The organism is Thiemannella venezuelensis (genome assembly GCF_014203605.1).
Classification (GTDB): domain Bacteria; phylum Actinomycetota; class Actinomycetes; order Streptosporangiales; family Streptosporangiaceae; genus Planomonospora_A; species Planomonospora_A venezuelensis.
This window is the reverse complement of record NZ_JACHJJ010000035.1, coordinates 66,603-75,062: the sequence shown is the minus strand read 5'-3', so window position 1 is coordinate 75,062 and position 8,460 is coordinate 66,603. Positions and strand designations below refer to the sequence as shown.

8 protein-coding genes are annotated in these 8,460 nt (G+C 74.1%); 1 reads left to right on the top strand and 7 read right to left on the bottom strand.

The genetic code is table 11. From position 1 onward, the window contains the following. From FHS22_RS34200 to FHS22_RS34190, 3 genes are all read right to left on the bottom strand, one after another. Nucleotides 1–918 (bottom strand): hypothetical protein (locus FHS22_RS34200; protein ID WP_221474467.1); only part of this gene is annotated, 918 nt, incomplete at its 3' end. Between the two features lie 31 nt (nt 919–949). After that, nucleotides 950–1,393, bottom strand: a complete 444-nt coding sequence (locus FHS22_RS34195) for a hypothetical protein (protein ID WP_184948336.1) — start codon at nt 1,391–1,393, stop codon at nt 950–952. Nucleotides 1,394–1,494: 101 nt separating this feature from the next. Then, a complete protein-coding gene (locus tag FHS22_RS34190) occupies nt 1,495–2,322 on the bottom strand; it encodes a hypothetical protein (RefSeq protein WP_184948335.1) in 828 nt (275 codons plus the stop codon). 369 nt (nt 2,323–2,691) lie between these two features. Between FHS22_RS34190 and FHS22_RS34185 the strand changes: the two genes are divergently transcribed. Next, nucleotides 2,692–3,729: a hypothetical protein gene (locus FHS22_RS34185; RefSeq protein WP_184948334.1), complete on the top strand. Its 1,038-nt coding sequence runs from the start codon at nt 2,692–2,694 to the stop codon at nt 3,727–3,729. Nucleotides 3,730–3,757: 28 nt separating this feature from the next. Here FHS22_RS34185 and pcp read toward each other — a convergent pair whose 3' ends face one another. The 4 genes from pcp to FHS22_RS34165 all read right to left on the bottom strand — a co-directional run bounded on the left by pcp (nt 3,758) and on the right by FHS22_RS34165 (nt 8,344). Next, nucleotides 3,758–4,399, bottom strand: coding sequence for a pyroglutamyl-peptidase I (pcp, locus tag FHS22_RS34180; protein WP_184948333.1), 642 nt, complete (start codon nt 4,397–4,399; stop codon nt 3,758–3,760). Nucleotides 4,400–4,468: 69 nt separating this feature from the next. After that, nucleotides 4,469–6,391: an endonuclease/exonuclease/phosphatase family protein gene (locus FHS22_RS34175; protein ID WP_184948332.1), complete on the bottom strand. Its 1,923-nt coding sequence runs from the start codon at nt 6,389–6,391 to the stop codon at nt 4,469–4,471. 134 nt (nt 6,392–6,525) lie between these two features. Continuing rightward, nucleotides 6,526–7,422, bottom strand: a complete 897-nt coding sequence (locus FHS22_RS34170) for a hypothetical protein (RefSeq protein WP_338048075.1) — start codon at nt 7,420–7,422, stop codon at nt 6,526–6,528. A gap of 52 nt (nt 7,423–7,474) precedes the next feature. Further along, nucleotides 7,475–8,344: a hypothetical protein gene (locus tag FHS22_RS34165; protein WP_338048074.1), complete on the bottom strand. Its 870-nt coding sequence runs from the start codon at nt 8,342–8,344 to the stop codon at nt 7,475–7,477. Nucleotides 8,345–8,460: the final 116 nt, after the last annotated feature.

Here is an 8,460-nt window from a genome sequence, read left to right as displayed (position 1 = left end):
CACGATGCCGTTGTGGGGGTGGGGGGTGAGGTCGGCGTGGATGAGCAGTTGGCCCAGGACGGAGACCAGCGGGCTCAGCAACGCCAGCGCCAGGAAGATCCTGGCTCGCCCCCTGCCGCAGACGGCCGCCGGCCGCTCCCGGCGGGTGCCGGCGACGCTCGGGTGCAGAGCCGCGGCCCCGACCAGGACCGCCCAGCCCAGCCAGCCGACCGTGGCGGCGGGGCCGACCGGGCGGTCGGCGACCTGGTCCAGCAGGTAGGCGCCGTCGGCGATGAACAGCACGATGTAGGAGGCGCTCAGCAGCCTGAGCCAGGGCGCGCGGTCGTGGTCCAGGGCCATGCGCGCGATGACGCCGCAGGCGAACAGGTCGATGACCGGGGTGGCCAGCGCGAGGAAGAACCCGGTGCCGGGGCGGTCGCCCTGGCCGACGGCCGGGCCGAGGAGGAGCGCCCACAGCGGCATGGCCACGCCGACGCAGATGATGCCGCCGTCCAGGAGACCCGCCCAGCGGACGCCTCGTACCTGCAGGCTCAGGAAGACCAGGGCGACCAGGGACAGTCCGTAGGCGGCCAGCGTGCCGAGACGGTACAGCTCCATCGACACGGCGCTGTGCAACCAGACCCAGCCGATGCCCCAGCCCAGCGTGGTGGCGGCCCAGGCGAGCACGACGGCGGCGCGCATCAGCCGCCACGGCCGGGACCCGCCCAGGCCGTGGCGGTGGACTCCGGCGACGACGGCCAGAGCCGAGACGCCCTGCCCCAGTCCCCGGCACAGCACGTCCAGCACCGGCGAGAGGCCGGTCGTGATCGGCGCGGTCACGGCCACCAGCCCGCCCAGCAGGAGGAAGGCCGGCCAGACGCGTGGGTGACCCGCCAGCCGCGATCCGGCGCGGAACACCGTCCGCATGCTCTGGTTCATGCCGCCTCCCCGAAGAGTTTCCGGCCGCGGGTTACGGAGCGGCCGCCGGCCGGCAGGTGTCGGCCAGCCGCTGGGTCAGCCGGGCGGAGAACGCGGCGTCGCCGTCCAGCCGCCGGTCCAGCTCGCTGATCTGACCCCCGGTCAGTCCCGGATACTCGGGAGCGGCGGCGTAGGCCTCGGCCATCTCCTTGGGGTCGCTGTAGACGGTCGACTGCACGGCGCACAGGTGAGCCGCGGTGGCGGCCAGGTAGATCTCCTCGGGAGTCCGCGGCGCGTCCGTCCCGGCGGTCTGCTCCCCGGTCCGCTGGGACCGGGCGTCGGCCACCGGCTCGGCCGTGCCGGCCGGTGCGGCCGGGACACCGCCCGATACGGCGGCGGCGGGCGCGGCGGCGGATCTGAGCACCACGGTCACGATCACGGCGGCGGCCAGGACGAGCGGGACGGCGATGGCCAGGGCGACGGTACGGCGCTTCACGTGGAGACCTCTCATGGCGGATGGCGGATGGCGGATGGCGGATGGCGGTCGGGACGGCCGGGCCCTCGGGGAAGGCCCCGCAGGGCCCGGCCGGGACGGCGCTACCGGACGGTGAGGGTCAGCTCGCCGTCGTAACCGCCGCCGGTGTAGGTGGCGCGCACCGGCACCCGGTAGGTGCCGGCGGCCAGGCCGGAGGCGTCCAGGCGGACGGCGGCGTAGTCCTCGCGCGCCACGGCCAGGGTCGAGCCGGTGTGCAGGCCGGCCGAGGTCCTCTCGCCCGGGTAGACGACCTCCAGGCCCTGCGGCGCCGTGAGGGTGAGGCGGAAGTCGCTCAGGCCGCTCCTGCGGCCCTCGAAGGCGATCTTCTCCCAGGAGGGGGCGTCCTTGGACACGGTGACGGCGCCGGTCTTCTGCACCACCGCGACGCCGGAGGCCGAGGCGACCGGCAGCGTCGCGGTGACGGTCTGGCCGCCCTTGGGGCCCTTGCAGTCGAACTTCTCCACCACGGCGGGGTCGTCCTTCTTGGCCTGGCCGGGCGGCAGCCGGGTGTAGGAGACGTTCAGCGTCACCTCCACCGGCCCGGAGGCGCCCGCAGGGACGCTCACGTTGAGCGCGGTGAAGTCCATGGCGTCGGCGGCCAGCTTGTCGGCCTCGTACAGCGAGGTGTAGGTGGCGGTGTTGGCGGGGTAGCCGATGGTCAGTCCCGGTGCCGACGCGGTGACCCTGACGTCGCACACGTCGGTGGTGGCCTTCCACATGGCGCTGATCCATCCCTGCTGGCCGGGCAGCATCGTCGCCAGCGCCGGTACGACGAGCTGCATGCCGTCGTCCTTGGCCGCGGCCTGTGCGGACAGGGCGGGTACGGCGACCAGGGCCGCGGCGGTGGCGGTGGTGGCCAGCACGGCCGCAAGGCGAGAGAGGGCGGGCATGAGATCGTCCGTTTCTTTCATGGAGTTCTGACCCCCTCTCATCGGTCAGCAGGCCGCACAGCTGATGCAAATCATCAGATTCGGGGCATGCTCGGCCGCGGCCGGTGGGTGCGGGCCGGCGGAGCGGTTCGCGCGGTCCGCGGGCCGGCGACCGGCGGGCCCGGTACGGCGGCCTGTGTCATCCAGTACGCCGGGCGGGCGTGGCAGGGCGAGTGCGCCCGCGGTGCCGTACGGTTGCCGCCGTGTCCGGGCCGCACGACCGGCCGACCCGGACAGGAGGCGCCGGCGCGGACGACCGGGTGCATGACCGGATAATGCTGAACTCCGCACCATGATCCGTCAAAATGGTGGTCACGGGGAAGGAGAGGCATGAGTGTGATGAAGGCCGTGCCGGCGGAGCCGTTCCGGCTCAGGCGCGACGGAGGGCGGCCGCCCGGGATCGCGGTGCTGGAGCGTGAGCTGGACCGGGTGCCGCTGAGCACCGTACTGGCCAAGGCCAACCGGGTCGCGGCGAGGAGGGGCGCCAGGGGGACCGGGGCGTTCGGCTCGATGAAGCCGCGCCCGGCCGACTGGTACTGCTTCGACGCCGGGGACAACGACGTCACCGACTGGTACCCGCAGGGGCTGACCGGCTCCGCCGACGCGGGCGTCGCGGGGAACGTGTACGTGGTGAGCTGGTACTTCAAGCCGGCGGACGCCCCCGAGCGGGGGATCCGCCTGTCGTTCCTGAACGCGCAGACCCTGCGGTACCGGCACGTCCTGCTGGTCGGGGTCGGGCCCGACGGCGGCATCGTCCCGATCGACATCCACGCCGGGGGCGTGGCCTGGTACGGCGACCTGCTCTACGTCGCCGACACGACCCGGGGGTTCCGGGTCTTCGACACCCGGCACATCTACGAGGTGAACGGCGAGGACGGGGAGACGATCGGCAGGAAGGACGGGGTGTACAACGCCTTCGGCTACCGCTACGTGATGCCGCAGACCGGCGCCTGGACCTCGACGACCGGCACGGCCCGGTTCTCCTTCGCCGCCGTCGACCGGGACTCCGCGCCCGATCTGCTGGTCTCCGGCGAGTACGTCGACGAGCCCGGCCGGACGGGGCGGGTGGCGCGCTGGCCGCTGGCGGCCGACGGGACCCTGCGCGCCGGAGGCGACGGCGTCGCCGACGCCCTCGACGCCTACGCCCTGCCCGGGGCGAAGATCCAGGGGGCGCTCTCCCGGGGGAGCACCTGGTACCTCAGCCAGTCGGCGGGCGCGTCGGGCAACGGCACCCTGATCGTGGCCGGGGAGAAGCTCGCCCGGCGGCCGTACCCGATCGGCCCCGAGGACCTCACCCGCGTCCGCGACCAGGTGTGGAGCGTGAGCGAGTTCCCCGGCAGGCGCGTGGTGTACGGCGTGCCGCTCTGACCCGTTCCCCGCCCGGCCGGCGGCGCCCTCAGTGGATGGCGCCGCCGACCAGGCGCAGGTCGTCGTGGAGCAGGACGGCGGCCGTCACGATCGCGGTCAGCGCCTCGGCGACCAGCGCGACCGGCATGGAGGGCTCGGCGTGGTCGAGGACCTGCTCCGGGGCGTACGGCACGTGCACGAAACCCCCGCGCAGCTGCGGGAACTCGGTGGCGATCAGGTGCATGAGCCCGTAGAAGACGTGGTTGCAGACGAACGTCCCGGCGCTCTGCGAGACGCTCGCCGGGATCCCGGCCTTCCTGGCCGCCGCCACGCAGGCCTTGACCGGCAGGGTGGAGAAGTAGGCGGCCGGGCCGCCGGGGACGATCGGCTGGTCGATCGGCTGCTCGCCCGCGTTGTCGGCGATGCGGGCGTCGTCGAGGTTGATCGCGACGCGCTCGACCGTGACGGCGTGGCGGCCGCCCGCCTGGCCGACGCAGACGACCACCTCGGGGCCGTGCTCCACGATCGCCTCGCGCAGGCGCTCGGTGACCTCGCCGAACACGCAGGGAAGCTGGACGGCGCGCACGCCCAGCTGCACCGCGTGCAGCTGCTCGACCATCCGGACGGCCTCCCACGACGGGTTGACCGTCGCGCCGTCGAACGGCTCGAATCCGGCGAGCAGGATCCTCATCGCCGGACCGCCGGGAGCGAGAGGTTCCCGTAACCGGCCGGTGTCGATTCCTCCGTCATAAGACAAACACTACTTAACGGGGACGAGCGTGACGGCGATGGGGCGGTGGTCGGAGTGGTGGACGTTGACATTGGCCTGGTCCCGGCCGGTGAAACCGGGCGTGACCAGCACGTGGTCGATCTGCTCGACCGAGCCGCCGGGGGAGGGGATGGTGGTGAACGGCCGGACCGGGGCGATCGGGTCGGTCAGCCCGGCCGCCAGCAGCACCCGCCAGGCGGGGTCCTCCGGCTCGATGTTGAGGTCGCCCGCGACGACCACCGGGCGGTCCTCGGCGGCCCGGCGCACGATGCCGGCGAGCTGCTCCACCTGGTCGAGCTCGCGCCAGCCGGGCGGCGGCTGCAGGTGGGTGCCGATCAGGACGATCTCCCGGTCCCCCCACCTCAGCCCGACCTCCAGCGCCTGCGCGCCGGTGGGGCCGCCCTGGACGAGCACGTGGTTGCGGACCGAGGTGACCGGCAGGTTCGTCAGCACCGCGTCGCCCCACACCTCGTCTGCGGCCGGTGCCCAGACGAACCGCATGCCGAGCCGTTCGGCGATCAGCCGCACGTCGTCGTGGCCGCCGTTGAGCAGCCAGCCCCGGTCGGCCTCGCTGAGCACGATCACGTGCGGACGCATCCGGCGGAGCGTGTCGGCCTGCTGCTCCAGGGAGAGGCGGCCCGGCTCGCCGTACCCCATGCGGATGTTGTAGGCCGCGACCCGCAGGCCGTCGTCCGCCGGTCTCCAGGCGGGGACCGGTCCCCGCCAGAGCGGGACGGCCGCCACCAGGCCGGCGGCGGCCAGCGCCGCGACCGGCGCCCGCCACCGGGCGGCCCGCCCGGTGCCCGCCGCAGGGCCCGCCGCGGGGCCGGGTTCCAGGCGGCGGGCGGTCCCGGCCAGGGCCAGGGCGGCGACCAGCAGCGCGGCGGCGACCGGCACCCAGTCGTTGGGCAGGTAGAGGTCGTAGGCGGCGTAGTAGCCGAAGACGAGGACGACGAACAGCAGCATGCCCCCGGCGGCGGCGAGGCCGCGCCCGGCGGGCCGGTCGGGACCGCCGGGGGCCGGGGCCGTGGCCGCGTAGGCCAGGCAGGCGACCAGGGAGAGCTGGCCGAGCACCTGCGCGGCGACCATCGCCTGCGGGGACACGCCGTGGATCCCGCCGATCGTCAGGTGCAGGAGGGCGAAGGCGGCGGCGGAGGCGACCAGGACGGCGCCCGGCACCAGCGGATGCCGCCTCCACGGTGCCGCGGCGGGCCGCAGCGAGAGCACCGCGAAACCCGCCACGATCGCCGCCGTCCACGCGGGGGCCTCCGCCGTGGACTGGGCGTAGGCGGTGTTGCCGGTGTACAGGCCCCACAGCAGCAGTGCCGGGCCGACGGCCAGCCAGGCGCGCGGCGCGGCCGGGTTCGCCTTCTCGGGAGGCCGTGACGTGCCGTCGCCCCCTCCCGGCCTCCGGGACCGGAGCAGGAAGAGCGCGAACAGGGACAGTTCGATCAGCAGGAGCACCCACGGGACCGGTCCCGGCCGCCACATCAGGTCGATGCCGTCCAGCGCCGCGTGGAACACGGTGGAGGCCGCGAGCCCCGCGGCCACCCCGGCCAGCGCCGGCCGGGCGTCCCCGGCGGACATGGCGGTGGCGACCAGCCAGACCAGTCCCGCCAGCAGACCCGCGCTGGCCGTGTACAGCTGCGGGTCCCCGCCGCCGGTGAGCTGCAGCGCGAGCCGGGCGGCGAGCAGCAGGGCCCCCGCGCCCAGGGCGATCCGCGGCGCGGGGACCAGGCGGGCCAGCGGCACCGCGAGGAAGGCCGCGGCGAACCAGGCCACGGCGTACAGGCCCATCAGCTCGGCCGGCGTGCTGCCCGCCCGGCCGAACAGCGTGATCAGCGACGGCAGGAAGACCCGCAGCACGTCGGCCAGCACGACCACGCCGAGGGTGACGTCCAGGCGGATCCGCATGCCCACCTCCAGGGAATGTGAGCAATCCTCGCCTCTTTGGGGGGTGCTGGCAAGGGCGGCCGCCGCCCGGTTCCGGGCCGCGAAGCCGTACTCTTCCCGGAACCGCACGATCCGGAACCGCACGTGCCGCGGGGTCAGGCTCCGGCCGAGCCGTCGAGGTAGCGGAAGGCCTCGTGCGCGGAGCGCACGCTGTCGCGCAGCGCCTCCTCCAGCCTGCCGGCGTCCCGCGACAGCTGGTCGATCTCCGGTACGGCGGAGGCGTCGGCGCCCGTCTCGGCGAGCAGCTCCTCGTACCGGGGCAGCCGGGAGCGGAGCAGTTCGACCTGCTCGTGGGCGCGCAGCGCCCGCTCGGCCTCCGCGACGTGGCGCGCGTAGCGCTCCAGGGCCTCCACCCGGGCGACGACGGCGGCCTCGCTGGCGGCCAGCGCCCGCTCCAGCGGTTCCATCGCCGCGACCACCTCGGCGGTCCTCCCGCCCCCGGCGAGATCGCGGTGCTCGCTCCGCAGCGCCGACAGCTTGGCCAGCAGCCGCGAGATCTCCCACTCCTGGGCCGGCAGCATCACCGAGTTCCGCACGTCGTCGAGCAGCCCGCTGACGTTGATCCCGGAGCCCAGCACGGAGCCGACCGCCTTCCTGGTCCGCTCGCGCAGCAGCTCGGCGGGGAGGTCGAAGTCCTCGGGCAGCAGGTAGCGCCCCTCGTACCAGCGGGCATGGCGGTAGACGTCGTACTCGCCGGCGGTCTCCTCCTCCAGGGGCTCCTTGGCGGCGAGGTGGCCGGTGAAGGCCACGAAGGCGAGCAGCGCGGTGACGAACATGAAGATGTGCCCGCCGCCCGTGAGGAAGACGACGGCCAGCAGGCAGAGCGCGGCGGCCACGCCGGAGACCTGAACGGCCCGGGTGGCGAGCTTGGACGAGCCGGCCGGGGGCTGGGGGGTCCATCCGGCCCGGATGCGGGACAGCAGGGGCCCGTTCCGGCGGAACAGGTCGGCGACTTCCGCGGGAACCCCCGGATCGACCACCACATGCTGCACCTGCCGGCTCCCCCTCTCGTCGAACCGTAGTCAGGAAAGCTTATATTTTCGGCTATCCATCGAGATAGCGGAATGCCTCGTGCGCGGAGCGCACGCTGTCGCGCAGCGCCCGCTGCAACTGGTCGGCGTCCTGGGCCAGGTGCCCGATCTCCGGGGCGAGCAGCGTGCTCGCCCCGGTCTCGGCGACGAGCTGCTCGTACTCCGGCAGGTGGGCGCGGATCTCCTCGATCTGGTGCTGGGAGAGCAGCGCGTGGTCGGCCTCCGCGACGTGGCGCGCGTAGCGTTCCAGGGCCTCCACCCGGGCGGCGACGGCGGCCTCGCTGGCGGCCAGCGCCCGCTCCAGCGGTTCCATCGCCGCGGCCACCTCGGGGGTCCTCCCGCCCCTGGCGAGATCGTGGTGCCTGGTCCGCAGCGCCGACAGCTTGGCCAGCAGCCGGGCGATCTCCCACTCCTCCGCCGGGAGCATCACCGAGTTCCGCACGCTGTCCAGCAGCCCCAGGCCGTTGACCCTCGACCGCAGGATCCGGTCGATCGCCTGCTGGACCCGGCCGAGCAGCTGCCGCGACGGAAGGTCGAAGTCCTCCAGCACCAGGAAGCGGCCCTGCCACTGGCGCGTGTGGCGGTACAGGACGCGCTCCAGGGAGTCGGCCGGGGCTGGCCGCTTGGCGAGGTACAGGACGAGCAGGACGAACGCCTCCACCATCATCAGCAGGATCAGCGGCGTCGCCGCCGCGCCCACCGCCGCGACGGCCGCGACCGTCAGCAGCCCCGTCGCGCCGAGGACCCCCAGGGCCGCGCCCCCGACCCCGCTCCGCGCCTCGGGGTTCCAGCCGCTCCGGAAGCGGGAGAGCAGCGGGCCGTTCCGGCGCATGAGGTTGGCCACCTGCGCGGGTACCTCCGGATCGACCACCACACGCAGCACAGGCTCGCCCCCTTCGCCGAAGCCGAAAACTCACCCATCACCGCGATTGCGGATAATGCGTGCTTCTATGGTGCATCGTGATGGGCGCAGCTGACGCCCGCCGGACGAAGAAGGAC